Origin of the sequence: Sphingomonas sp. CFBP8993, assembly GCF_034044895.1 — a bacterium.
In the GTDB taxonomy this organism is placed as follows: domain Bacteria; phylum Pseudomonadota; class Alphaproteobacteria; order Sphingomonadales; family Sphingomonadaceae; genus Sphingomonas.
On the sequence record NZ_JAXCWU010000001.1, the window covers coordinates 627,116 to 653,738 of the forward strand.

Annotated in this window: 16 protein-coding genes and 1 pseudogene; 11 read left to right on the plus strand and 6 right to left on the minus strand. The window is 65.9% G+C overall.

The features are described 5' to 3' along the window. The first annotated feature begins 142 nt into the window (after nt 1–142). From SOM26_RS02800 to SOM26_RS02810, 3 genes are all read left to right on the plus strand, one after another. A complete protein-coding gene (locus tag SOM26_RS02800) occupies nt 143–3,166 on the plus strand; it encodes a TonB-dependent receptor domain-containing protein (RefSeq protein WP_414712007.1) in 3,024 nt (1,007 codons plus the stop codon). A 158-nt stretch (nt 3,167–3,324) separates the two neighbouring features. Beyond that, entirely contained in the window at nt 3,325–4,332 is a 1,008-nt protein-coding gene (locus SOM26_RS02805) for a DUF2332 domain-containing protein (RefSeq protein WP_320451196.1), read from the plus strand. Nucleotides 4,333–4,582: 250 nt separating this feature from the next. Beyond that, on the plus strand, nt 4,583–6,355 hold the full coding sequence (locus SOM26_RS02810; RefSeq protein ID WP_320451197.1) for a HAMP domain-containing methyl-accepting chemotaxis protein: 1,773 nt from the start codon (nt 4,583–4,585) through the stop codon (nt 6,353–6,355). Between the two features lie 244 nt (nt 6,356–6,599). On the opposite strand, the gene SOM26_RS02815 is transcribed toward SOM26_RS02810, so the two are convergent. The 3 genes from SOM26_RS02815 to SOM26_RS02825 are packed head-to-tail and all read right to left on the minus strand — an operon-like array spanning nt 6,600 to nt 12,548. Then, nucleotides 6,600–8,129: an efflux transporter outer membrane subunit gene (locus SOM26_RS02815; protein ID WP_320451198.1), complete on the minus strand. Its 1,530-nt coding sequence runs from the start codon at nt 8,127–8,129 to the stop codon at nt 6,600–6,602. A gap of 3 nt (nt 8,130–8,132) precedes the next feature. Continuing rightward, nucleotides 8,133–11,336 (minus strand): efflux RND transporter permease subunit, encoded by a 3,204-nt coding sequence (locus tag SOM26_RS02820; RefSeq protein ID WP_320451199.1) that lies wholly within the window; start codon nt 11,334–11,336, stop codon nt 8,133–8,135. 6 nt (nt 11,337–11,342) lie between these two features. Next, nucleotides 11,343–12,548 (minus strand): efflux RND transporter periplasmic adaptor subunit, encoded by a 1,206-nt coding sequence (locus SOM26_RS02825; RefSeq protein WP_320451200.1) that lies wholly within the window; start codon nt 12,546–12,548, stop codon nt 11,343–11,345. Between the two features lie 101 nt (nt 12,549–12,649). On the opposite strand from SOM26_RS02825, the gene SOM26_RS02830 reads away from it, so the two are divergent. From SOM26_RS02830 to SOM26_RS02845, 4 genes and pseudogenes are all read left to right on the plus strand, one after another. Beyond that, nucleotides 12,650–13,243, plus strand: a complete 594-nt coding sequence (locus tag SOM26_RS02830; RefSeq protein ID WP_320451201.1) for a TetR/AcrR family transcriptional regulator — start codon at nt 12,650–12,652, stop codon at nt 13,241–13,243. Nucleotides 13,244–13,534: 291 nt separating this feature from the next. After that, complete coding sequence (locus SOM26_RS02835) at nt 13,535–15,934, plus strand: TonB-dependent receptor plug domain-containing protein (RefSeq protein WP_320451202.1); 2,400 nt, start codon at nt 13,535–13,537, stop codon at nt 15,932–15,934. Continuing rightward, a pseudogene (locus SOM26_RS02840) lies at nt 15,934–17,191 on the plus strand (aminotransferase class V-fold PLP-dependent enzyme). Before SOM26_RS02835 ends, SOM26_RS02840 begins: the two are co-directional and overlap by 1 nt. A 212-nt stretch (nt 17,192–17,403) precedes the next feature. Then, a complete protein-coding gene (locus SOM26_RS02845; RefSeq protein ID WP_320451203.1) occupies nt 17,404–18,252 on the plus strand; it encodes a YihY/virulence factor BrkB family protein in 849 nt (282 codons plus the stop codon). A 125-nt stretch (nt 18,253–18,377) separates the two neighbouring features. On the opposite strand, the gene SOM26_RS02850 is transcribed toward SOM26_RS02845, so the two are convergent. Then, nucleotides 18,378–19,745: an amino acid permease gene (locus tag SOM26_RS02850; protein WP_320451204.1), complete on the minus strand. Its 1,368-nt coding sequence runs from the start codon at nt 19,743–19,745 to the stop codon at nt 18,378–18,380. Between the two features lie 353 nt (nt 19,746–20,098). Here SOM26_RS02850 and SOM26_RS02855 point away from each other — a divergent pair, with 353 nt between their 5' ends. From SOM26_RS02855 to SOM26_RS02870, 4 genes are all read left to right on the plus strand, one after another. Continuing rightward, nucleotides 20,099–20,467 carry a phosphonate transporter gene (locus SOM26_RS02855; protein ID WP_320451205.1) on the plus strand — a complete coding sequence of 123 codons (369 nt, stop codon included), beginning with the start codon at nt 20,099–20,101 and terminating at the stop codon, nt 20,465–20,467. Nucleotides 20,468–20,477: 10 nt separating this feature from the next. After that, a complete protein-coding gene (locus SOM26_RS02860; protein WP_320451206.1) occupies nt 20,478–21,767 on the plus strand; it encodes a sensor domain-containing diguanylate cyclase in 1,290 nt (429 codons plus the stop codon). A 32-nt stretch (nt 21,768–21,799) separates the two neighbouring features. Next, nucleotides 21,800–22,918, plus strand: a complete 1,119-nt coding sequence (locus SOM26_RS02865; protein WP_320451207.1) for an acyl-CoA synthetase — start codon at nt 21,800–21,802, stop codon at nt 22,916–22,918. A 100-nt stretch (nt 22,919–23,018) separates the two neighbouring features. Next, nucleotides 23,019–24,116, plus strand: a complete 1,098-nt coding sequence (locus SOM26_RS02870) for an alpha/beta fold hydrolase (RefSeq protein WP_320451208.1) — start codon at nt 23,019–23,021, stop codon at nt 24,114–24,116. A gap of 5 nt (nt 24,117–24,121) precedes the next feature. Here SOM26_RS02870 and SOM26_RS02875 read toward each other — a convergent pair whose 3' ends face one another. Beyond that, nucleotides 24,122–25,057, minus strand: coding sequence for an AEC family transporter (locus tag SOM26_RS02875; protein ID WP_320451209.1), 936 nt, complete (start codon nt 25,055–25,057; stop codon nt 24,122–24,124). Next, nucleotides 25,054–26,556 carry an FAD/NAD(P)-binding protein gene (locus SOM26_RS02880; RefSeq protein ID WP_320451210.1) on the minus strand — a complete coding sequence of 501 codons (1,503 nt, stop codon included), beginning with the start codon at nt 26,554–26,556 and terminating at the stop codon, nt 25,054–25,056. Before SOM26_RS02880 ends, SOM26_RS02875 begins: the two co-directional genes overlap by 4 nt. Nucleotides 26,557–26,623 lie beyond the last annotated feature (67 nt).

Sequence of the window (26,623 nt, forward strand, 5' to 3'; positions counted from 1 at the left end):
AGCGCGGAATAAGAGCCTCTTAGCGCAGCGCCAGGGGATGGCGCGCAGGACACCGGCAACGGTGGCCGCTACTGCGCGGAGGGGGAAAATCTACGTGACTTTGACGAAAACTACATTTGGCAAACTGCCCGTCGGCATCTCGATGGTAGCGCTACTAACCGCACTGTCCGCCCCGGCCTATGCACAACAGGCGGCACCCGCCACGACGGCCGAACCGATCGACCCTGCCGCATCGGATCCGCAGACGCTGACCACGCAGGATCAGGGCACGCAGGACGTGCAGATCAAGCGGGCGGCACCCGCCCCGGTCTCGGGCGAAAACACCACGGTCGTCGTCACCGGCACGCTGTTCCGCGATTCCAACGCCAGCTCGATCTCGCCTGTGACCGTGGTCAGCTCGAACGTGCTCCAGCGTGCGAACATCACGACCGCGCAGGAGGCCATCCGCTCGGTGTCGGCCGACAGCGCCGGGTCGATCTCGACCGGCTTCAAGAACGGTTTCTCGGCCGGTGGCGCGGCGGTGTCGCTGCGCGGCCTGGGCGTGTCGTCGACCGTCGTGCTGATCGACGGCCTGCGCTCGGCCAACTTCCCGCTGAACGATGACGGCCACAATGCCTATGTCGACCTGAACTCGATCCCGTTCAGCACCATCGAGCGGATCGAAGTGCTGAAGGACGGCGCATCGTCGACGTACGGCGCGGACGCGATCGGCGGTGTCGTCAACCTGATCAGCAAGAAGAACGTCCAGGGTATTTCGGGTTCGGTCCAGGGCGGCACCACCGAAAAGGCCGATGGTTCGCACTACCGCGCCACGCTGACCGCCGGTTTCGGCGACTATCGCGAACAGGGTTTCAACTTCTACGTCAATGGTGAGTATACCTATGACGGGTTCATCACCAACAACTCTCGCGGCTATCCCTTCAACACGCTGGACCTGAGCCCGAGCGGGCTGCTGGACCGCAACCGCAACGACGACTCGCTGCTGGCAGCCAATCCGCAGGCCGTCGTCACCCGCGTGTCGCAGAGCGACCTGAACAACCCGCTGTCGGGCCAGGTCGGCTCGCCGCCGACCAACCAGTATCGCCTGCTCAATCCGAATGCCTGCCCCTTCGGCACCTTCACCGTGACCTCGGGCGCGGCGCAGGGCATCGGTTGCAAGCACAACCTGCCGGACGAGTACTCGATCATCCAGCCGCGCCAGGAGCGTTATTCGACCACGGCGCGCCTGAACGTCCGCATCGCCGAGGGCTGGGAGGCCTTTGCCAGCGGCAGCTATTCGCATTCCGAAGTCGATATTCGCGGCACCCCGGCGGGCATCCGCCAGACCCAGCCGTTCGGCGGCTCGGCCGCGCTGGCCTCGAGCAGCCCGGGCATCGTGCTGCCCATGTATGTCTGCTCGGCGGGGGTGAACTGCGCGACGGCGGCCGATCGTCGCCTGAACCCGAACAATCCCTATGCGGTGGCGGGCGCCAACCCGGCGGAGAACGCCGCGCGTATCTATTACCTGTTCGGTGACATCCCGGCAGGCAGCCACCGTTATGTCGACGTATTCCGCGCGACCGGCGGCATTTCGGGCGATCTGGGTGACGGCTTCAAGTTCCGTCTGAACGGTGTCTATGCCCGCGACAACTTCGCGGTCACGCAGCGCGGCTTCATCAACATCCAGGGCCTGCTGAACGCAGTCAACACCGGCGCATACAACTTCGTCAATCCGGAGCAGAACACGCAGGCCGTCCGCAACCAGATTTCGCCGGAGCGGACGACCCCGTCCTATTCGACGATCGCGACGATCGGCGGTTCGCTGTTGAAGTCGCTGATGAAGTTGCCGGGCGGCGACCTGAATGTCGGCGCCGGTTTCCAGGTCCGTCGCGAGACGCTGATGAACCGCAACCAGAATTTCGACCTGTCCTATTACGGCCTGAACACCTCGTCCGCGCAGGGTGCCCAGACCGTGACCGCCGGGTTCTTCGAAATCGACGCGCCGTTTGCGCGTTCGTTCGACCTGAACGTTTCGGGCCGGTACGACCATTACTCGCAGGGCTATAGCCACTTCTCGCCCAAGATCGGCGCCAAGTTCACGCCGGTCCACGAATTCTCGCTCCGTGCGACCTATTCGCAGGGCTTCCGCGCGCCGACCTTCGCCGAATACAACCCGGCGAGCAGCTATTCGGGCTTCTCGTCCTACACCCCGCCCGACAGCTTCATCGCGGCGCATCCGGGCAACCCGGCCTATAACACCACCTACAACATCGGCAGCGGCGCACAGGGCAATCCGGACATCCTGCCGGAAGTGTCGCGCAGCTTCACGGTCGGAACGATCCTGAACCCGGTGCCCTGGCTGAACCTCACGGTCGACTATTACAACATCCGCAAGTCGAACCTGATCGTCAGCGGGCCGCTGCGCGCCGAAGCGATCAAGGCCTATTATGGCCAGACCAACACGGCCGACGCCTGCGCCGCGCTGGCGAAGGTGGGTCCTGGTTACAAGTGCAACGTCATCGACGCGCCGGATCCCATCAACCCGAACGCCCTGCCCCGTCTGCTCGTGTTCGACGTGCCCTACGTCAACGCCAACTACATGGTCAGCTCGGGCATCGACATGCAGGCCAATGCGGTCGTCCACCTGACGAACGACGTGAAGTTCATCAGCCGCGTCGACGTGACCCGCGTCCTTCGCCTCGACCTCGTCACCCCGGCGGGCGTGGTCCAGAAATATGCGGGTACGCTGGGGCCGTACGAGCTGTCGTCGGGCGGCGGCACCCCGCGCATCCGTGGCAACTGGCAGAACACGATCGAGTTCGGCAACTTCTCGCTGACCTCCACGACCTATTATGTCGGGCGGATCAAGCAGGTGGCGGCCGACCGCATCGATCCGGTGAACGGCGTGATCGACCTGTCGTGCAAGAACACGCTGGTACCGGTCGTGTCGCGCACGACGGATTATAACAATCAGTGCTATGTGCGGCCGTTCATCTACACGGACCTGAACATCGGCGTGCGGGTCAACGACGACTTCCGCTTCTTCTTCAGCGTCCAGAACCTGACCAACGCCCGCGCTCCGCTGGCGGCAGGGGCCTATACCAGCAACCCGAACTATCTGAGCAGCTGGCATTATGCAGGGCTCGTCGGTCGTAACTTCAGCGCCGGCGCGAACTTCAACTTCTGATTTCGCCCGCCGGGGTAAAGCGCATCGGGACGGCCTTCCCGTCGTCCCGATGCGTCTTGCCATGGTCCCTATCGCGGTCTCATAGGCGACCGATGCAGCCGGAGCGTTCCACAATCATGGGTCTGGGTTCGGACGAACCGGCTGGGTTGCCGAGTGAATTGCACCGCCAGTCCCAGGTCATGCGGGCGATCGGCACGCCCTTCGTTGCCGATCTGCTGGCAGCGGTGGACCGACAACTGGACAAGGCACCGCTCAGCGCCGCACTGATCCGGTCATGGGGAGACACCGCCGCCTCGTCGGCAATCGCCATGCGGATCAATGCCGCGCTGCACGCTCTTGCCCGGCGCGGGGCGGAGCCCGAGCTTGCCGCCCTTTACGCCGGAGAAAATGCCCGTTTCGACGAGGCGGTCGCGCTGGCGCTGGCCAGCCATGACGAATTCCTGGTCGACTGGCTGCTGCGCGTTCCGCAAACCAACGAGATCGGCCGCGCCGCCGCCTTCCACGCCGCGCTCATGGTCCTGGCGACGGACCATGGCCACCCGTTCCACCTGTTCGAGATCGGGGCGAGCGCCGGGTTGAACCTCAATCTGGCACGCTACGCCTATGAGCTGGGCGGGGTCCGCACGGGCGACGCGGCCTCGACGGTGCGGATCGCACCCGAGTGGCGCGGCCCGCCGCCGCCCGCTTCGAGCGTGACCGTCGCGGAGACACGCGGCGTCGATCTCCATCCGCTCGACGTAAACGACCCGGCGGCCTGCGAGCGACTGGCCTCTTTCATCTTCGCCGACCAGCCCGACCGCGCCCGCCGCCTGGATCGCGCGCTGGACATCGCACGGCGGCATCCGCCCCGGCTCGATACCGGCGATGCCGCGATCTGGCTGGCGGACCGACTTGCCGCGCCCGGTGCCGATCATCGGCACCGCGTCGTGCTGCATTCGATGGTGTTGCAATATCTGGGCACCGCAAGCCGCGCGACGATCGAGGCGAGCCTGCAACAGGCCGGGGCAGCCGCGACGGAAGCCCGGCCCTTTGCCTGTATAGGCTTCGAATGGAACGCTGCGCGCGACCGCGTCGAACTGCGGCTGCGCTCTTGGCCGGACGGCCGCGACAGGGTGCTGGCGTACTGCCACCCTTACGGCGCATGGATCGAATGGCTCGATGTCTAAAATTTGCCCCGTCGCGGACAATATTTGGCGGCTTCATCCATAATTAACGGTGCAAATCTACGACTTAGCCAGCAAAACGAAGTTCTGCGTGGGGGGTCATGACGAGCGAGCATCGGGCAATAACAGTGCCACTGTCGAAATTGGTACTCGTCACGCCAGGATACAGGCCGTTGCAGGCCAGCGCCGGTCGTACCGACGGACTCGTCGATCCTTGCACATCGGCGTCCGACCGATCTGTTGAGAAGAATTCATGATGCTGACGAACATGAACATTCCCAAGAAGCTGGGCGTGTCGTTCCTGATCGTGAGCTTGTCGGCCGCGATCATGACGATCGTCTTCTTCACCAACATCTGGGAAATCCGCAACGCGACGCAGCGGAACAACCACGCCCAGGACGTCTATGCCAAGGCGCTGACCCTGGAGACGTCGATCCTGCGCGAAAACAGCCAGTTGCGCGGCTTTCTGGTCACGGCCGACAAAAGCTACCTGAAATCCTATGAAGAAGCGCGCAAGGATTACGACACCACCAGTCGCGACCTGACCGCGATGCTGACCGACCAGACCGAACTGGCGCTGGTGGCCAAATCCCATGCCGAAACGGCGAAGTGGCGCCATGACTGGAGCGACCGGCTGACCCGCTGGGTCAAGGACGGACGACGCGACGAAGCGCAGCAGGCGGTCCGCGACGCGGGCAAGGCCGTGCTGACCAGCGACATCGTCTTGCCGCTTCGCGCCATTCGCGAACAGGAAACCGCCGCGATCGCCAGCAACGCGGCCTCGCAGGAGCACGCGATCAGCACCGCCATCATCGCCCTGATCGTGGGCGGCGTGATGCTGATCGGCGTCGTCATCACTTTCCAGATGTTGCTCAGCCGCAGCATCGCTCGGCCGGTGACCGCCCTGACCCGGCTGATGGCCGAACTGGCGCGCGGTCGCAACGATATCGAGGTGCCCGGCAGCGAGCGCGGCGACGAACTGGGCGACATGGCCCGCGCCGTCGTCATCTTCCGCGACGCCGCGACGGCCAAGGTCCGCGACGATCAAGAGCGGGACCAGGCCCTTCAGGCGATCGGCGCTGGCCTGCACAGCCTGTCGGAGGCGGACCTGACCGTCCGCCTGACCGGCCTGCCGCCGTCGTTCCACGAGCTGGCGGCCGACTTCAACCGGGCGATCCAGAACCTGTCGGGCCTGACCAGCGACGTGCGCGGCAGTGCGGGCACGATCCGCTCCAACATCGAGGAAATCCGTCAGGCGACCGACAATCTCTCGGCCCGCAGCGAGCAGCAGGCGGCGAGCCTGCGCGAAACGGCGGCCGCCGTGGGCGAGATCACCCAGGGCGTGCGCGACGGCGCCGCCAGCGCAAGCCAGGCCAATCGCGCCGTGACCGAGGCGCGCGACGAGGCCGAAAAGGGCGGCGAGATCGTCACCAAGTCGATCGCGGCGATGAACGGCATCGACCAGGCCAGCCGCGAGATCGTCGACATCATCACCGTCATCGACGGCATCGCGTTCCAGACCAACCTGCTCGCACTCAATGCGGGTGTCGAGGCGGCACGCGCGGGCGATGCGGGCAAGGGCTTCGCGGTCGTCGCCTCCGAAGTCCGCGCGCTGGCGCAGCGTTCCGCCGCCGCTGCGTCGGACGTCAAGGCACGCATCCTGTCGGCGATCGAGCATGTCAAATCGGGCGTCGTGCTGGTCGACGAGACCGGTAACGCGCTGCACCGGATCATCGGCAAGGTGTCGGACGTCAGCACCGTCGTCGACGTCATCGCCCGCTCATCCGAACAGCAGGCGCACAGCCTGGGCCAGGTCAATATCGCGATTGGGGAAATCGACTCGGTCACGCAGCAGAATGCCGCGATGGTCGAGGAATCGACCGCGGCAGCCAGCCTGCTCGCCCAGGAATGCGGGACGCTGATGGCATCGGTCATGCGCTTCAACGTGGATACGGCTCCCGCATCCCGGTCACCGGCGTATCGCTCCGATGATTTACGTGCGTCCCCCGCCATGCGGGCCGCATAACCACGGGACGGGACGTTCTCCGATCCGACTGCTGGGACCGCCGGTCATGGCGCATAGGGCCAGTCGAAATCGACTTCATTCCTCCCCTGTAAGGGGAGGTGGCAGGCCGAAGGCCTGACGGAGGGGTGTCCCGGCCTTGAGAGGTTGGTCAAACCTCACGACCCTCGACACCCCGCCACCATGCCCCCCCCTCCCCCTTGCAGCGGAGGAATTCAAGGGGGGCAGCCTGAACGTCGTTTGGTCCTTAATTCAGCCCGCCGCCCAGCGACCGGTACAGCTCGACCATATTGCTCTCGCGATTGAGCCGGGTCGTGACCAGCAGCTGCTGCGCCGAATAGGCGGTGCGCTGCGAGTCGAGCGTCGTCAGGAAGGACGTGACCCCCGTGCGGTAACGCGCATCCGAAATTCTGAAAGCGACATTCGCCGCTTCCACCCGTGCCGTCTGGGCCGCGATCTGCTCGTCGATGGTGCCGCGCTGGGCCAGGGCATCGGCGACCTCGCGGAACGCGGTCTGGACCGTCTTTTCGTAGGTCGAGACGGCCGCCTGCTGCTGGGCGCGGGCGACGTCGAGATTGCCGCGCAGCCGCCCGCCGTCGAACAGCGGCAACGATACCGCCGGTGCACCCGTATAGGTGAAGCTGCCGCCCGCGAAGAGGCCGCTGAGCGCGGTGCTGATCGTGCCCAGCGTGGCGGTCAGCGAGATGCGGGGGAACATCGCCGCGCGCGCCGCGCCGATATTGGCGTTCTGCGCGATCAGCTGATGCTCGGCCTGGATGACGTCGGGCCGACGCAACAGTATCTCGGAGGACAGGCCGGTGGGCAGCAGCGGCAAGGCCGCATTCCCATCGCCCAGCCCCTGGGGCAGCAGCTCGGCGACCACGGGCGCGCCGACCAGGAGGTCGAGCGCGTTCTTGTCCTGCGCCACCCGCGTCTTCAGGACGGCGATGTCGTTGCGCGCGCCCTGATAGGTGGTTTCGGCCTGCCGCGCCTCCAGTTCGGAGGCGACGCCGATCCGGAACTGCGCCCGCGTCAACTCGAGCGACTTGCCGAACGAGGTCAGCGATTCCTGCGAGATGCGAAGCTGGTCCTGATCGGAGGCATAGGTCAGCCACGCCGTCGCGATCTCGGCGATCAGGCTGATACGGGTCGCGCGCTGGGCCTCCTCGGTCGCGAAATACTGCTCGAGCGCGGCGCGATTGAGATTGCGGACGCGGCCGAACAGGTCGAGCTCGAAGGCCGAGAAACCGGCATTGACCGAGTAGAATTCGAGGTTGGGTGACGAAGCCCCGACCCCGGCGCCCAGGCCGGTGCCGCCGCCGGTACCGGCACCGGTCCCCGCACCTGTGCCGGTTCCCGTACCCCCGCCCGTACCCGTCCCGGTGCCGCCACCGGCCGCACCGCCCAGCGCGCCAGTCGCGCCCTGGATGTTGTTGGTATAGGTCGCGGAGCCCGACAGGGTCGTCGAGGGGACCAGATCGGCCCGCTGGATGCGGTACTGCGCCCTTGCCTGCAGCACATTGGCCGCCGCGATGCGCAGGTCGCGGTTATTCTCCAGCCCCATCGCGATAGTACGGCGCAGGCGATCGTCGGTGAAGAACGACTGCCATCCGATCTTCGTCACGTCGGGCGCGTCGGACGCCGCGGCCGGATAGATGCCGTCCTGGGGCAGCGTCGCCGGCACGGCCCCCACGGGGCGAATATATTTCGGGGCGAAATTGCACCCGGCGAGCGCGCTGGCGGCCAGCAGGGCGAGTGCGGATTTGGAACGGATCATCGATCAAACTCCCTGCGGCATGGATGGCGAGCCCGGTTCGCCATGGTCGGGCCGTGCATCATCGGGATGACGCACGTCGCCCTGGGGCTTGTCACCCTTTCCGCGATCGAACAGGCGCATGACGACGACGAAGAACATCGGCACGAAGAAGATCGCCAGGATCGTCGCCGACAACATGCCGCCCACCACCGCGCGACCGATGGCGTTCTGCCCGCCCGCGCCCGCGCCATTGGCGATGGCCAGCGGGAACACGCCGAAGATGAAGGCGAGGCTGGTCATCAGGATCGGCCGCAGGCGCAGCTTGGCCGCCTCGATCGCCGCGTCGAAGGCATTATACCCCTCGCGCATCCGTTCCTCGGCGAATTCGACGATCAGGATCGCGTTCTTCGCCGACACGCCGATCGTGGTGATCAGGCCGACCTGCAGATAGATGTCGTTGTTCAACCCCGTCAGAAGCGCGGCGAGCAGCGCGCCGACCACACCCAGCGGCACGACCAGCATGACCGAGACCGGCACCGACCAGCTTTCATAAAGCGCGGCAAGGCACAGGAAGACGATCAGCAGCGACAGGCCGTAAAGGGCGGGTGCCTGACCGCCGGACAGCTGTTCCTCATAGCTGAGGCCGGTCCAGTCGAGCCGGGTGCCGGGCGGCAGCTTGGCCTGCATCTCCTCCATCGCCTTGATCGCGGCGCCGGACGAAACGCCCGGTGCGGCCTGGCCCAGGATTTCCATCGACGGCTGGCCGTTATAGCGGGTCAGCTGCATCGGCCCCTGCTTCCAGGCGACCGACGAGAAGGCGGTGAACGGCGCCATCGTGCCGGTGTCCCCGCGCACATACAGGTCGCCGATATCCTCGGGCGCCATGCGATAGGCGGCATCGGCCTGAATGTAGACGCGCTTCACGCGGCCCCGGTCGATGAAGTCGTTGACATAGGACCCGCCCCAGGCGGTCGCGATCGTGTTGTTGACGGTCGACAGGTCCAGGCCCAGCGCGCGCGCCTTGTCCTGGTCGACATCGACCTTCAGCTGCGGCGCATCGTCGAGCGCGTTGGGACGCACGCCGACCAGCGCCTTGTTCTGCGACGCCATGCCGAGCAACATGTTGCGCGCGGCCAGCAACTTGTCGTGGCCGATCCCGCCTTCGTCGACCAGCTGCATGTCGAAGCCGGTGGCGTTGCCCAGTTCCTGGACGGCAGGCGGGATGATCGCGAAGATCAGGCCGTCGCTGTAGCGCGCGAACGCACCCATCGCCCGGCCGACGATCGCCTGCGCCTTGTTCTCCGCGCCGGGTCGGTCCTTCCATTCCTTCATCGGGATGAAGGCGATGCCGCTATTCTGGCCCTGCCCGGCAAAGCTGAACCCGTTGATCGTGTAGACGCCGCGAATGGCACCGCCCGCATCGCTCAGGAAGTGATCGCGGACCAGGTCGAGGCCCTTCTGCGTGCGCGCCGTGGTCGAGCCCGGCGGTCCCTGGACCAGCGCGATCATCACGCCCTGATCCTCGTCGGGAAGAAAGCCGCTGGGCAGTCGCACGAACAGCACCACCATGCCCGCGACGATCAGCGCATAGACGATCAGCGAGCGGCCCCAGCGACGCGCGGTGGAGCGTGCGCCCTTCTCATACCGGTCGCGACCTCGGTCGAACCGGTCGTTGAACCAGCGGAAGAAGCGCGCCAGCGGACCATGGCCCTCGCCCTTGTTGGGATCGTGCGGTTTCAGGATGGTGGCGCACAGCGCGGGCGTCAGGATCAGCGCGACCGCGACCGACAGCACCATGGCCGAGACGATGGTGATCGAGAACTGGCGATAGATGACGCCGGTCGATCCGCCGAAGAAAGCCATCGGCAGGAACACGGCGGACAGCACCGCGGCGATGCCGATCAGCGCGCCAGTGATCTCGTCCATCGACTTTCGCGCCGCCTCCTTGGGCGACAGATGCTCGGTGGTGATCAGCCGCTCGACATTCTCGACCACGACGATGGCGTCATCAACCAACAGGCCGATGGCCAGCACCATGCCGAACAGGGTCAGCGTATTGATAGAATAGCCGAACGCCGCCAGCACCGCGAACGTGCCCGTCAGCACCACCGGCACCGCGATCGTCGGGATCAGCGTGGCGCGGAAATTCTGGAGGAACAGGAACATCACGAGGAAGACGAGCACGACCGCCTCGACCAGCGTCTCGATGACCTGCTCGATCGACAGGCGCACGAACGGCGAGGTGTCGTAGGGGAAGATGACCTTGACGTCCGACGGGAAGGTCTTGGCGAGCTCGTTCACCCGCTCCTTGACCGCGACGACGGTGTCCAGCGCGTTGGCGCCCGGCGCCAGCTTGATGCCGATGCCCGAGGCGGGCTTGCCGTTCCACTGCGCCGAGAAGGCATAGTTTTCCGCGCCGATCTCGACCCGCGCGACGTCGCTCAGCCGGACGATCGAACCGTCGGTGTTGCTCTTCAGGCGGATCTTGGCGAACTGTTCGGGCGAGGTCAGGCGCGACGACACCGAGACGGTGGCGTTGAGCATCTGTTCCTTCGGCGCGGGCTGCGCGCCGATCTGGCCCGCCGAAACCTGCGCGTTCTGCGCCGTGACCGCATTGGTCACGTCCGCCATGGTCAGCGCATAATTGTTCAGCTTGATCGGGTCGACCCAGATGCGCATCGCATATTGCGACCCGAAGATCTGGGTATCGCCGACGCCGGTGACGCGCGACAGCGGATCGGAAATCCGCGAGGCGACGATGTCGGCGAGGTCGTCGGCGTTATGCTTGCCGTTCTCGGAATAGAGACCGACGAACAGCAGGAAATTCTGCGTCGCCTTGGCGACGATGATGCCCTGGCGCTGGACCTCCTGCGGCAGAAGCGGGGTCGCCGCCTGCAGCTTGTTCTGGACCTGCACCTGCGCGATGTCGGGATCGGTCCCCTGTTCGAAGGTCAGCGTGATCGTCACGCTGCCCGCCGAGGAAGACGAGGACGAGAAGTAGCGAAGGTGGTCGATCCCCTTCATCTGCTGCTCGATGATCTGGGTGGTGGTGTTCTCCAGCGTCTGGGCGTCGGCACCCGGATAATTGGCCGTGATCGACACCGCGGGCGGCGCGATCGCCGGGAACTGCGCGATCGGCAGCGTGCGCAGCGACAACAGGCCGGCGATGACGACCAGCACCGCCAGCACATAGGCGAAGATCGGGCGATCGATGAAATAGCGTGACATGGCTGGTTACTTCGCCTGTGCTTGGGCCTGAGCCTGGGGCTTGCCCGCTTGCGGCTGTGCGCCGGCGGGCTTGGCATTGGGGTCCCATGGCTTGCCCTGCACGGGCATGCCGGGACGCAGCATCATGCCGCCTTCGACGATGATCTTGTCGCCGGGCTTCAGGCCGCCGGTTACCAGCCAGTTGTCGCCGATCGACCGGCCCGTCTGGAGCGTACGACCCTCGACCTTGTTGCCTGCACCGATCACCATCACGGTCGCCTGGCCCTTCTCGTCGCGGCTGACCGCGCGCTGCGGCACCAGCATGGCGTTGGCCCGCGTCCCCTCGACCAGCGAGGCGCGCACGAACATGCCGGGCAGCAAAAGGCCGTTGGGATTGGGGAACAGCGCGCGGATCACCTGCGATCCCGTGGTCGGGTCGACGGTAACGTCGGCGAAGCGCAACGTGCCCTGCGGCCCGTACTCGCTGCCATCCTCGAGCGTCAGCTTGACGCGGGCATTGCCGTCGCGGGTCAGCTGGCCGCTCATGATCTGCCGCCGCAGCTTCAGCAGTTCGGCGCTGGGCTCCTGGATATCGACATAGATGGGGTCCAGCCGCTGGATGGTCGCCAGCGCACCCGTCTGCGAGGCGGAGACCAGCGCGCCGGTGGTGAAGACCGACCGGCCGATCCGGCCGGTGATCGGCGCACGGATGGTGGTGCGGGCCAGATCGATCTCGGCGGTGCGCAGCGCGGCCTGCTGCGCGGCGACATCGGCGCGGGCCTGGTCCGCGCTGGTCTGGGCGTTCTCGACCTCCTGGCGGGCGATCGCGTTGATCTTGACCAGCTCGCCGTAACGGCGTGCGAGTGCTGCGGTGGACGCGATGCTGGCGCGGGCGCGGGTCAGCGCGGCGCGGGCGCTGGCCACCTGGGCCTGATACGGGGCCGGGTCGATTCGATAGAGCGGCTGGCCTTCGCGAACCACGTCTCCCTCGACGAACAGCCGCTGGGTGATCAGGCCATTGACCTGGGGGCGGACGTCCGAGGTTTCGAAGGCGGCCGTCCGGCCCGGCAATTCGGTCGTCAGGGTGACAGGCTGTTCCTTGGCCACCACATAAGCGACCGGTGCCGGTCCCTGCGCCTGCTGCTGCTGCTGCCTGCCACCGCTGCCGCAAGCGGCCAGGGCCAGCAGGGCGGCCGATGCCAACACACGACCCATAAGCCGATTGGAAGACATATCATTTCCCGCTTGCTAAATTGTATGAGAGCGATCACTCACAAAGCACGTCGTTAGACCCGCCATTCGAGTGCGTCAACATGCTTGAGAGAGGTTCCGTCGTGTCGAATACCAAGTGCTCGCTTCCCACCCGCGCGGAGTTGCGTCGGTGCAATATCAAGGAGGTAGCGCGTCGCCTGTTTGTGGAGAATGGCTTTCACGCCACCGGCATCGCCGCGATCGCCAAGGAATCGGGCGTCGCCGTGCAGCAGCTGTACCGCGACTTTCCATCGAAAGAGGACATCATCGCCGCCATCGTGGCGGCGGATTGCGAACGCATCGCTGACCAGAATACGCTCAACGCCGCATTGTCGACAAAGGACCGCGACGGGATCATCGCCTGGCTGGTCGGAAACCCGTGCCGCAAGGACGATGCCAGCGATCGCCTGTTCTTGGAAATCGCGGCGGAGGCGGCCCGCAACGATCGGATCAGGGCGATCTTCCTGGACGTGCGCGAGCGGGCGTTCGAAAATATCAGCCGTGCCTTTGCGGGCCTGATGGGAAGCGACTCGATCAATGACGAGCATCGCAAGCTGGCCCAGGCGTTCATGATCATCTCGCTGGGCTCGGTCTGCGCCAGAACGCTGCATCAGGAAAATGTGAAGCCCGGCAGCGACACGCTGATCGCCTGCCTGATCGACTGCGCCCGTCCGTGATGCGGCGCTTTTCCCGCCTGCAAGACCATCCGAAGCACGGTGGAGGGGTGTCATTGGTCGTCGGTTAAGTCCAACCTCTCGGCCTACGGCACCCCTCCGTCAGGCGTGCGGCCCGCCACCTCCCCTGCGAGGGAAGGAATGGTCACGCGATCCGACCGCTGATGCTGACTGACGATCTTCACATTTCCGACACGGCAGTGACTCGAAATCGAAGTCACAGTGTCACGAAACCCTTTTAGCGCGCCGCCCACGGGAGCCGGGAAGAGCGGCCCCTGGGGGGAAAGCACCATCATGAAATTCGCTACAGCCAGCGCCGTCGTGGCGTTGCAAATCCTGTTCGCGCCTGCGGTCTTCGCGCAGAACGCCGTGTCGCCTGCGGCTTCCGGGTCCGACCAGACGGTGGCGGATGCGCCGACAGGCGACGATGTCGTCGTCACCGGCACGCGCGAGCGGGGGCGTACCCAGTTCGACACGCTCGCGCCCGTCGACGTGCTGCCGGAGGCGTTGATACGGTCCAGCGCGTCGGGCGACCTCAACACCGCGCTAGCCCAGCTTCTGCCCTCCTTCAACGTCCAGCGGTTGCCCGCGGCGGACGGCCAGGCGTTCGTTCGCCCGGCGACGCTGCGCGGCCTGTCCGCCGACCAGACGCTCGTCCTCGTCAACGGCAAGCGCTATCACCGCTCGGCGCTGCTCGGCACACGTGGTGCGCAGGCGCCCGACCTGGCCAGCATCCCTGCCCTCGCGATCAAGCGTATCGAGGTGCTGCGTGACGGCGCGTCGGCGCAATACGGCTCCGACGCGATCGCGGGCGTCGTCAACATCATCCTGGACGACCAGCCGGGGATGGAAGCCTATGGCCAGTTCAGCCAATATTATGCCGGTGACGGCAACAACTATCAGTCCGGCGCACGCGGCGGCATCGCGCTGGACGACAAGGGCGCCATCGTCTTCACCGGCCAGTTCGAGCATGGCGAAGCGACCTCACGCACCCGCCAGCGCCCCGACGCCATCGCCTTCCAGGCGGCAAATCCGACGCTCGCCGTTCCCAATCCGGTCCAGCGCTGGGGCCAGCCCGACGAGGAGCGCGTGCGCGGTGCGGTCGACATGCACTATGACCTGGCCGATGCGGCGACCGTCTATGCTTTCGGCACGGTGCAGCAGGGTGAGGGGCTGACCGACTTCAACTGGCGCAACCCCAGCAACACCGGCAGCGTCTACAACGCCAGCAGCGCCTTTCCCGGCTTCACCTTTCGCAGCATCTATCCGGCGGGCTTCACGCCGCGTTTCGGTACGCAATTCGCCGACCTGCAACTCGTCAGCGGGCTGCGGGGCAACCTGTCGGACGCGCTGAGCTACGACCTCAGCGCCTCGGCCGGGCGCAGCCGCATCGACTATACGATCTCGCAGACCCTCAACGCCTCGCTCGGGCCCGCCAGCCCGACCAGCTTCTATCTCGGCCGCCTGACGCAGCGCGAGACGAACCTGAACGCCGACTTCGTCTATCGCCTGCCTGTGGGCGGCGTGGAACCGCTCAACATCGCCTTTGGCGGCGAACGGCGGATCGAGCGTTATGCGGTCGGCGTCGGCGACCCCGCCTCCTATGCGATCGGTGCGGGGGCGGCGACGGGCCTCGCCCCCAATTCCAACGGCTTCCCCGGCTTCGGTCCGCAACAGGCGGGCAATTTCCAGCAGACGAGCAATGCCGGTTACGTCGACCTCGCCTGGCATCCGATCACGATGCTGACGCTGGGCGCGGCGGGGCGTTATGAGGATTTCTCCAGCTTCGGCGACAAATTCACCTATAAATTCTCCGGCCGGGTCGAACCGGTCGAATGGCTGGCGCTGCGCGGCACCTATTCCACCGGATTCCGCGCGCCGACCCCGGCGCAGCTCAACACCCGCGTGGTGAGCCAGGGCCTCGACACCCGCACGCTGCAGGTGTTCAACCAGGGGCGCCTCGCCCCCAGCGATACGCTGGCCGTCGCGCTCGGCGCCAAACCGCTGCGTCCCGAGACGTCGCGCAACATCAGCGCGGGCCTGGTCGCGCAGACGCATATCGGGCTCGGCGCGACGCTCGACCTCTATCAGATCGATGTCGACGATCGCTTCAGCCAGTCGGCGACGATCGCCATTCCAGCCAGCCTGCCCAACCCTAACCGTTTCACGTCGATCAGCTACTTCACCAACGACTTCAACACCCGCACGCGGGGCGTCGACGTCGTGGTGAGCTATGCCCGGTCGCTCGGCACCGGCCGGGCCAGCGCCACGCTGGCGTATAACTACAACCGCACCACGGTGCGCAGCGGCAACAGCGCGGCGATCGCCAACGATACGCAGCGGCGCATCTTCCAGGAACGCCTGCCGCAGCATAATGCGACCGGCACGCTGGGTTACGACATCGGCCCCGTGGGCGTGATGCTGCGCGGTCGCTATTACGGGCCGTGGACCGACGTGACCGGCAATGCGACCGGCGAGCTGTTCCAGCGGTTCGGCGGCATCGCGCTGTTCGACGCATCGCTCACTTACCGAATGACGCCCAATATCTCGATCCGGGGCGGGGCGGAGAACGTCTTCGGCACCTATCCGGCCGAGGCGACCAACCAGGCCAATCGCGGTCTGATCTATTCGCGCAACGCCCCCTACGATACCGATGGCGGCCGTTATTACGTTCGGCTCGGGGTGAGCTTCTGATGATCGATCGGCGCGCGTTGCTGGCGGGCGGGATGGCCGCCACCCTGCCCCTGACGACGCGCGCCGAGCCATTGGCGCACCCGGCGGCCGACGACGAGGGCTTCTGGGCAAGGGTGGCCGGTGAATATGACGTTCCGGCGGACGTCATACAGCTGGAAAACGGGAATTGGGGGCCGATGGCACGCCCGGTCCGGGCCGCCTATGAACAGGCCGTCGCGCGGGTGAACCGCGACACAAGCTATTATGCCCGGCGCGGGATGGTGGCCGACCTTGCCGCCGCGCGCACCGCCATCGCCGGCGAGCTGGGCGTGCCCGCCGACGAGATCGCCTTCACGCGCAACGCGACCGAGGCGTTGAAGGCCTTGATCCTCGGCTATAATCGCCTCAGCGCGGGCGACACGATCCTGTATGCCGATCTCGATTATGACAGCATGCAGGCGTGCATGGACAGCCTGGCCCGGCGTCGCGGCGTCCGGGTCCGCCGTATCGCCCTGCCCGAACCGGCGACCCGTGCCAACGTGATCGACGCCTATGCGCAAGTCATGGCCGACGAACCCCGGCCGAAGCTGATCCTGCTCACTCATCTCAGCCACCGGACGGGGCTGGTCATTCCGGTGCGGGAAATCGCCGCCATGGCGCGCGCGCGGCATCGACGTGATCGTCGACGCAGCGCATAGCTGGCAGCAGCTCGACTTCGCGCTGCCCGATCTCGATTGCGATTTCGTCGGGTTGAACGGCCACAAATGGCTGGGCACGCCGCTCGGCCTGGGCATCCTTCATATCCGCAAAGCCGCGCTCGCCCGCATCGATCGCGATCCGGCCGAGCCGACCGACGGGCCCGACACCGTCATGGCGCGTGTCCATACGGGGACGCTCGACTATGCCGCCTGGCTCACCGCCCCCGCCGCGCTCGCCTTTCAGCAGCGAATCGACCGTGCGGCCCGCGCCGCGCGGCTGCGGGCCTTGCGCGACCACTGGGTTCGGCAGGCTCGCGCCATTCCGGGTCTGGAGGTACTGACGCCCGATGACCCCGCGATGCACGGCGCCATCACGTCGTTTCGCCTAAACGGCGCCACCAGCCCGGAGGCCAATGCCGCCATTACCCGGCAACTGCTCGAACGGCATCGTATCTTCACGGTGCACCGGACCGGCGTGGCCAAGGGCGCCTGCGTCCGGGTGACGCCGTTCCTGTTTACCAGCATGGCCGATATCGACCGCCTGGTTGCCGCCCTGCGGGATATAGCCGGGCGAGTGTAGGCCACTGCCGAAAGCCGTTGCGGCATCCGTCCCCTGCCCCCAGATGACCGCGCTGCCTATTCGTTTCGGGTGTCGATGCCACCGAAAGCGAAGACGATCGTTACGGCCCTATACACCCGGTTGAGGGCATCGGGATCGAACGGGGGTATCGCGACATGGCATGGGCTATCCGGCTGCTTGCCGGCAGGGGCCGGACCAGGTTTTCGTCGCATTTGCTGCGATGGGCCATGTTGTCGTTCCGAACGGTCCGCAGCGGCCTGTGCGACGATTTCGGCATCGCCGCCAGCTCGATCGCCTTCGCGGCCTTTCTGGCCATCGTCCCGCTGGTCGGCATGATCACCCTTGCCTATAGCCTGTTCGTGCCGCCCGCGACGGTCGCGCGCAATCTGGCGACGCTGACCGCGATCATGCCGCTCGAGGCGCGACAGATCGTGATCCGGGGATTGCACAACGCGCTCAACATCGACCGCGCCTCGATCGCGACGCTGCTGGTGTCGGTCGGCATTGCGGTGTTCAGTGCGCGGCGTGCCGGGCGGTCGCTTCTGCACGGCATCAACCTGGCCTATCGTATCGAAGTCGAGCGGCGCGGTCTGCGGCGGCAGCTTGTATCCACGCTACTGGCGCTGGGCTGCGCGGCGCTCGTGCTGACCGCCCTCGCCTCGCTGTCAGTGCTGGCCTTCCTGCAAAGCTATGTGCCCGACGGCCTGCCCGGCGCGCGGCTTGTCTCGACCCTGACGCTGTTCGGGTCGCTCACTTTGGGAGCGGGGGCCGGTCTGATCCTGGTCTATCGTTATGGCTCGGCCGCCGAAGAGGCGATCGCGTGGCGTGACGCGTTGCCGGGGACAATCGCTGGCGTGACGATGTGGCTCGCCTCGACCATCCTCTTCCGCGCTTATGTCGCCCATGTCGCGCGGTTCGACGACACCTATGGCTCACTGGCGGCCGCGGTCGTCCTGATGCTGTGGCTGATGATGTCCGCCTGGGCGCTGCTGCTCGGTGCACGCCTGAATGCCGAGGCGATGGACGATGCCGGGACACGTATCAAGGAACATCGTGAGTGACCGCTACTTCCCGCGCATGATGGCAACGATGCGCACACGAGCAAGGGTCAGCGACGGCCGCCACGCCGCCCCAGATAGCGGCAAGCGGCTGTTCCCATGAACGATGATCTCCCGAAAGCGGAGGGTCATTCGCGGGGCAGGTTGCCGGGGATTGTCCGCCTGACGAAGAGATAGCTCAGCGACAAAAGCACCAGAAACGGAACACCATAAAGCAAGGTCGATGCGAACGGGCCGGTGAAGGGCGTGGAAAGCAGGATGGCCGCCATCGCCACCGCACCGGCAATGCTGGTGAAGGGATAGCCCCACATGCGAAATCCATGCTCGCCAGCGCCTGAGCGCCTGCGGAAGGCGAGGTGCGTCAGGAAGATCATCATCCAGGCGAACATCGCACCGAATGCAGAGATGCCGATCATGATGCCGAAAGCCCGCTGCGGCTCGAACAGGTACAGCAGCGTCGCCGGTGCGATACCCAATGCGGATGCGAGCAGCGCCATGAGCGGCACCCCTGCGGGGCTCACCCGACCCAGGCGCCGGGGTGCCTGCCGCGCCCGCGCAAGGCTGAACATCATGCGCGTCGCGGTGTAGAGCTGGCTGTTCATCGCCGACAGCGCGGCGATCAGAACCACGGCGTTGAGCAGACCGGCCCCGCCCGGAATGCCGATCGCGAGCATCACGGCGACGAACGGGCTCGATGCCGTACCGGCCTGCGTCCAAGGCACGATCGCGAGCATCAACGCCAGCGTGCCGAGATAGAAGATCGCCAGCCGCAGCATCGTGGCGCGAAACGCCCGCACGATCGCCCGTTCGGGATCGACGGCCTCGCCCGCCGCGACGGCGATCATCTCGATGCTGAGATAGCTGAAAATGGAGACGATGACCGCACTCCAAAGGCCGCCCAGCCCATGCGGCAGGAAACCGCCATGGGACACGTAATTCGCCAGGCCGATCGCCGATCCGGCCGGCGCCCGCGCGACCACCAGCGAGCCGAGGAGCAGAAAACCGAGGATCGCGACGATCTTGATCGCGGAGAAGATATATTCGACGGTGCCGAACAGGCCGACGCTGGCCGCGTTCACCAGCAGCAATGCGGTGCCGAACAGCAGCATCCATATCCAGCCGGGCATCGTCGGCAACCAGAACTGCATGTAGATCGCAACCGCTGTCAGTTCGGTGCCGACCGCCAGCACCAGCGCCGACCAATAGGCATAGCGTACGACGAACCCGGCCCATGGGCCGAGATAATGCTCGGCCAGATCGCCGAACGATCCACTGGTCGGGTGCGCGACGGTCATCTCGGCCAGACACCCCATCAGCAGGAGGGCAATAACCCCGCCAATGGCATAGCTGATCAGCACCGCAGGTCCGGCAAGGCCGATCGCCAGGCCGCTGCCCAGGAACAGGCCCGTACCGATCGCGCCGCCGATCGCGATCATCGCCAGCTGACCCGAGGTCAACTGGCGGTGAAGATCGCCCTGCTCGGCCGCTTCCGTCACGTCACCACCCCGCATTGCTGGAGATCGTCATTAAATCCGCGCGGGTCATTGCGAGGTCGCCCCAGAGACAAATCCATCGACAAAGGCGTAGGACAGCGCAGCCGTCAGGCGCCAGTGCCATTCGACGTCCCTGCCCTGCGGATTTCACCGCATCACGATCGGCCTCAGGCGACGGGGCTGACCGACAAAGGTCGAAGGTGCGCGCCCGATCGGGGACGGCATCCCGAATACCGCCCGGTTTCGCCATGCAATATCGGCATCCTTCGGGTCGCGCAAAGCCCTAGGCTGACGTCATTTTTATCCTATGTTTAACTCCTTAGGGTCCATAGCGGCCCAATTGGAGGAGTTGCCCCTTGTCGATCGAAGAACCGAGTTTCGAAACCGTTACCCTGAACGACCTGGAACGGATGAACGGGACAGATCGCGACACTCTGCCGTTCGGCGTGGTAGGCATTGGCGCGGACACGATCGTCCGGGTGTACAACGCCACCGAAGCGCACATGTCCGGGCTGGACCCGTCGACGGTAATCGGCGTTCCGTTTTTCGACGCCGTGGCCCAGTGCATGAACAACTTCCTGGTCGCCCAGCGTTTCGAGGACGAGCCGTCGATCGACGAGATCATTCCTTATGTGCTGACGCTCCGCATGCGCCCGACCAAGGTCCGCCTCCGCCTCCTCGCGGCCCCCGAAGTACCATGCCGCTACGTCCTGATCGAACGGTGAGGAAGCTCCCGTGAGTGAAAAGTCCAGCGAAGAGCAGCTCCTCGAATTCCTGTACGCATGCCCGGTCGGCCTGATCGAGTGCAATCTGGTCGGCGACATCGGCCTGATGAACCCGCACGCGATGCAGCACCTGCTGCCGCTGGCGGGCGGGCGCGATGCGGGCAACCTGTTCACCACCCTGGAACAGCATGCCCCCGAGCTGCGCAGCCTGGTCGCGGCCTATGCATCCTCGACGGGCCGGATATGCGATGGCCATCGCATCTTCGTCGACCTGGGACGCGACCGCCGGGCGCAGGTGCCCAAGGTCCTGGCCTGCACCATCGTAAAGCTGGGCCCGGATCGCCTGATGGCCACGCTGTCAGATATCAGCCAACAGGTCGTCCAGGAGGACAGGCTGCGCCAGGCCGACACCTGGTTCGCCACGCTGCTGGACGGCGTCCACGACTATGCCGCGCTGATGATCGGCCCCGATGGGATGATCACCTCGGCCAACACCTGTTTTACCAGGCAGACGGGCCATGCCTGGGACGCGGCGGTCGGGCGGGGCCTTGCCGAGGTTCTGAAGGAAACCGACCAAGGCGGGGACCTTCGCCTGAACGAACAGATCCAGATCGCCGGGCGGGACGGCTGGCATCTTCAGGAGGGGTGGCAGATGCGGGCCGACGGCGAACGCTACTGGTGCCAGCGCCTGGTGGTCGCGCAGTCGGACAAAGCGATGGGTGGCCCGTCCGGCTATTCGGTGGTCCTGCGCAACGTGCCGCGCCGCGAAGGTGCGGCCGAGGATTTGCGCCGCCTCCTCACCTGCGACCATCTTACGGGCGCCGCCAACCGCCGCCATTTCGGCGACGTCATGGAACGCGAGCAGGTGCTGTGGCGCGAATTGCGCCAGTCGCTCTCGCTCGTCGTGGTCGATCTGGATCACTTCAAGGCCGTCAACGATACCTACGGCCATCCGATCGGCGACGCGCTGCTGTGTCGCGTCGTCGAAACCTGCACCGCCCTGCTTCCCCCTCGCGGCATCTTCGCGCGGCTCGGCGGGGAGGAGTTCGGCGCACTGCTGCCACGCTTCGATCGTGATCAGGCCTTCGCCCTGGCGGAAGAAATGCGCGAGGCGATCGCCGCGCTGCAGATCGAAACCCCGCTCGGCATACTGACGGCGACCGCCAGCCTGGGCTGTGCCGCGCTGGACGAAGCCAATGGTTCGATCGACGGGCTGATCAAGCTGGCCGACGAACGCCTTTACGCGGCCAAACGCGGTGGCCGGAACCAGGTCTGTCGTCCACAGGCCCATGCTGCGTGACGATCATAGGACGCCCGGCCTTCCGGCGAATTGTGACCGCCGTGGTCGCGGCCGAAATACGCCGTCTCCGCCACGCGGACCTTCCCAATTCGCCCGACTGGGAAGATACGACGCCGATCGGTGACCAGGGACTGGGGCTGGACTCGCTCGAACGGCTGAGCGCGCTGGGCGGACTGGCGGAGGTGTTCGGCCTGGACGACGCGACCCTGCCCGACCGGCCCGCGCGATACGTCGGCGACTGGGTCGACTGGGTCATTCAAGGCCATCCGCCGGGCGGAAGCCGGATCACCGTCAAGACATCGGGTTCGACCGGTCCGTCCGTCTCCTGCACCCACCCCCTGTCGGACCTTGCCGACGAAGCAGGATATTTCGCGCAGCGACTGGCCGACCGCCGTCGTATCGTCGCCCTGGTCCCCGCACATCATCTCTATGGACTGATCTGGACCGCGCTGCTGCCCGATGCCCTAGGCGTACCGGTGGTCATGCGCGAGATCGGCACCGCGCTCGACCTCGTGCCCGGCGACCTTGTCGTGGCGGTGCCCGATCAGTGGCGGGCCATCCGCATGCTGACCCGCCAGTTTCCCGGCGATATCATCGGCGTCAGCTCCGCCGCTCCGTTGCAGGACATGCTCGCCGATGCGCTGATCGCCGCAGGGCTTGCCGGATTGTTCGATATCTACGGATCGTCCGAAACCGGGGGGATCGCGATACGCGAGCATCCGGCCACAGAATACGACCTGCTGCCACGCTGGAGCCTGTTGCCACGCGATGGCGACTGGGAACTGACCGACGGGTGCGGCGCGCGATACGCCCTGCCCGATCACATCGATCGGACCGGCGAACGCCGCATCCGCCCCACGGGGCGGCGTGACGGCGCCGTACAGATCGGGGGGCATAATGTCAGCCTGACCCATGTGGCGGAGACGCTTCGCCGCATCGACGGCGTGGCGGATGCCGCCGTCCGCTTGCATGGCAATGACCGCCTGAAGGCGTTTGTCGTGCCGGGGGACGGCCGTGATCCCGCCGAACTGGCCAAGGTCATTGAGGAAAGCATGGCCGCGTCGCTATCCGTCCCGGAAAGGCCACGCAACCTGACGTTCGGCCCTGCCCTGCCGAGGAATACCATGGGCAAGCTTGCCGACTGGACATGATCCACACCCTTACTTGACTGACGTGGCGATATCCCAGGCAAGCACGGGCCACACGCAAATGTCCGCTTGCGCGCCGGGTGATCCGGCGTGACGATATGGCATGCTGTCCCTCCTCCCGCTTCTGCTCCTCCAGGCCGCGCCGGTTCAGGCGCCTCCACTGACCCCGGCGAGCAGGCCCGCGCCGTCCGTCTCCAAATGGCCCGCGCGGGATGCGCAGTTCACGATACGCGATTTTCGCTTTCGCTCGGGCGAGACCACGCCGGCGTTGCGGATCAACTATACCATGCTGGGGTCGCCGCACCGCAACGCCCGGGGCGAGATCGACAATGCCGTCATGGTGCTGCACGGTACTGGTGGCACCGGTCGGCAGTTCCTGGCGCCGCAGTTCGCAGATGCGCTCTATGGCCCGGGGCAGCCGCTCGACATCAAGCGCTATTGGATCATTCTTCCCGACGGGATCGGACATGGCAAGTCGTCCAAGCCGTCCGACGGCCTGCGCATGCGGTTCCCGCATTACGATTATGACGACATGGTCGAGGCGCAGTATCGGCTGTTGCATGACGGGCTCGGCATCCGCCGGATGCGCCTGATCATGGGAACCTCCATGGGCTGCATGCACAGCCTGGTCTGGGGTGAGAACCATCCCGACTTTGCCCGCGCGTTGATGCCGCTGGCGTGCGAGCCGGTCGAGATCGCCGGTCTCAACCGCATGTGGCGCAAGCTGGCGATCGACGGAATCCAGGCGGACCCCGCATGGTCGGGTGGCGACTATCGTTCGCCGCCGAGCCAAGGACTGCGCACCGCCGCCAGCCTGCTCTTTGTCGCAGGGGCCGCCCCGCTTTATTTCCAGTCACAATATCCCCGCCGGGAAGCGGCCGAGGCGTTCGCGCGCGAACGGGTGGCCGCGTCCATAGCGGGAACCGACGCGAACGACCTGATCTACCAGATCGACGCTTCACGAACCTATAATCCATGGCCGCGACTGGAGGCGATCACCGCGCCGACCATGTGGGTGAACTCGGCCGACGATTTCATCAACCCGCGCGGTCTCGATTATCCGCAGCGCGCGGTGAAGCGGATGAAGGACGCCCGCTTCCGCCTGATCCCCGAGACGGCAGACACGCGCGGCCATGGAACGCACACCGCAGCCCGGTTCTGGTCGCAGGACCTGATCGACCTGCTGCGACGCACCGAATAGGCGGGTCAGCCCTGCAAACCGACCAGCCCCAGCAGCCCGATCGCCGCCGTCACGAGGATCAGCGCCACCACGCTCGACAGCGCGATCAGGGTGGCGGCCTCCTTCTCGCGCGTGCCGAGCAGCGATGCAAAGAGCGAGACGTTGGCCGCGATGGGGAACAATGCGATCAGACCGATGAGGATTTGTTCGCGCTGGCCCAGCACCCCGACGAACAGCGCTTCGATCGCCAAGGCAGCCGCGACCAGCACCACCGCGCTGACCTGTCGCACGGCCAGGATGCGGACCAGCACCCGTCCGTTTGTCTCACCGGTCTTCACCTTGGCCAGATTGAACCCGATCACCGCCATCCCAAGGATCGAGACGAGGGTCGACACCATGTCGGCCGGTCCGCGCAGCGATTGCGGTGCCTGAACCCCGGACAGCTTCAATATGACGGCCACGACGAACGCGTAGAATAACGGGATCCGCAAAGCCTTGGACGCGGCCTTGGCACGCCCCTCCTTGGTCCGCGCGACGCGATAATAGCCGATCGTGTCGCCATAGAGCGCGGTGCCGACGAAGGCGCAGATGATGGTCGACACCGCCGCTTCACCGAACAACGCGCTGGCGACCGGCATGCCGAAGAAGGCGACGTTGAAGAACGAGAAGCTCGCCGACAGAAGCTGCGGATCGAAATCGTCACCGTGTCTCTTCGACAGCCAATGCGCGGGCAGCGCCATCAGCGCGGCGACCACGAACATCATCGGCGGAATGACGGCCAGTTCGGCGGGTTCGGCCCGCAGGACCTTGTCGATGACCAGAAGCGGGATCAGTCCATAGACCAGCAATGCGGAGATCAGCTTCGACGCCCATGGCAACCACCGCCCCCCGCCCCAGGCGAGCAAGATGACGCCGAACAGCGGCAGGACCTGGGTCAGGACATCGCCCACGCCTCCGTTCATCGGCTTTCCCCTGCGATCTTGATGAGCATGTCCTGCACCGCCCGCTCGGCGCATTGCACGTTGAACCACACCGCGTTCGTATCGCGCTGCACGCCGTTGACCAGCTGGCCCACCGCGTAGAGGCGGGGCGCTTCGCGGTCGCGGGTGATGACCTCGCCCGTCTGGCGATGCGCCTCGATCCCGCCCGAGGGGTGCGGATGAAGCCATCGTCGTTCGGCCAGTTGTACGATCAAGTCGTCGGGTATCTCGTCCAGCGTCATCGCGGTGCCCGTCGCATTGACGACGACCGGCGCGCTAACCGTCCGTCCATCGGCAAGGGTGGAGACGAACAGTGGTTTCTCCGCATCGCGCACCGTGTTCGCTACGCCGCCATGGACTTGCAACTGCCCCCGCTCGGCCGCTTCGGCAAGCCGACATGCATTCGTCATTGGCATGGTGAAGCGTGCGGTGGCGAAATGCGGGGCAAGCCACCGGGTAAAGCGATCGCGATCGCGCGGCCCCAGCAGGTCCCACATCTCCGATGCCTCGAACCGGGCCGAGGTCAGGATGCGCTGGAAGATCTCGCGGCGGCTGTCGGCCCGGGCTATGTCGATCGGCAGCAGTTCCAGGGCGGATCGCCGCATCCGATCCTCGGCCTGCCAGTCGATCTCCTCGCCTTGCGCCGCCGCCGCTTCGTCGGCTTCCCGGCGGAACAGGCGGAAAAGGTCGACGATCGAAAAGCGCGGTCCTCGCTCGCGGATCAGGCGTCGCATCTGCGACAGCGTGAAATGGACCCTGGGATAGGTATCCTCGGGTGCCGGAATTTCGACCCGCGGCAGCATCCCGTCCTTGGACACGAAATGGATCTGGCCGCGATGATCCTGGTCCATCAGCGTCGCAAAGGTGTCGATCGCGCTCAGACTGCTGCCCAGGACGATCACGTCCTGCTCCGCGCCGATCCCGTCGCGCAACCGCCGGGCGGGCCAGGGGAAATCGAAATAGCCCGGCTGGTCCTCCAGATCCTCGAACCGGATCGGTTTGGGCGTGCCGATGGCCAATAGCGTATAGTGGCTCTCGACGACGCTTCCGTCGCGCAGGCGAATGAGCGCCGTATCCCGGTTGCCCTCGATCGCGACCGCCTCGCTGCGATGCACATGCACCGGCACGCCTGCCGCGTCGGCGCGGCGATAGGCATCGGCCACGACCTGGCGGATATATTCGCCATATTCCGCCCGCGGCGCATATTCGACACCGTCCGGGTCAAGTGGCCGACGTTCGGCGAGCCATTCGCGGAAATGGGCCGGCTCGTTCGCATATAGTCCCATCAGCCGCGACTCCGTGTTGAGCAGATGCCCCGGCTGGTCGGTCCCGAACGCCAGTCCGGGCCCCATGTCCTCCTCCCGCGACACGAGGTGCAGTTCGATGCCGGTAATGGGTGCCGCCGCAAGCCGGATGGTCGCCTCGGCAAAGGCGGCGACACCGCATGCCCCCATGCCGATGATGGTGATGGAAAAAGCCATTTTGTCCCCGTGCGCCGCAGCGCCAGAGGGTCAGGCGCGATCGCCGACTTAAAGGGTTTCGTGTCAG

Coding starts and splice junctions, on each gene's coding strand:
- SOM26_RS02800 (WP_414712007.1), top strand. CDS start 143: ATGGTAGCGCTACTAACCGCACTGTCCGCCCCGGCCTATGCACAACAG.
- SOM26_RS02810 (WP_320451197.1), top strand. CDS start 4,583: ATGATGCTGACGAACATGAACATTCCCAAGAAGCTGGGCGTGTCGTTC.
- SOM26_RS02815 (WP_320451198.1), bottom strand. CDS start 8,129: ATGATCCGTTCCAAATCCGCACTCGCCCTGCTGGCCGCCAGCGCGCTC.
- SOM26_RS02820 (WP_320451199.1), bottom strand. CDS start 11,336: ATGTCACGCTATTTCATCGATCGCCCGATCTTCGCCTATGTGCTGGCG.
- SOM26_RS02825 (WP_320451200.1), bottom strand. CDS start 12,548: ATGTCTTCCAATCGGCTTATGGGTCGTGTGTTGGCATCGGCCGCCCTG.
- SOM26_RS02835 (WP_320451202.1), top strand. CDS start 13,535: ATGAAATTCGCTACAGCCAGCGCCGTCGTGGCGTTGCAAATCCTGTTC.
- SOM26_RS02870 (WP_320451208.1), top strand. CDS start 23,019: ATGCTGTCCCTCCTCCCGCTTCTGCTCCTCCAGGCCGCGCCGGTTCAG.
- SOM26_RS02875 (WP_320451209.1), bottom strand. CDS start 25,057: ATGAACGGAGGCGTGGGCGATGTCCTGACCCAGGTCCTGCCGCTGTTC.
- SOM26_RS02880 (WP_320451210.1), bottom strand. CDS start 26,556: ATGGCTTTTTCCATCACCATCATCGGCATGGGGGCATGCGGTGTCGCC.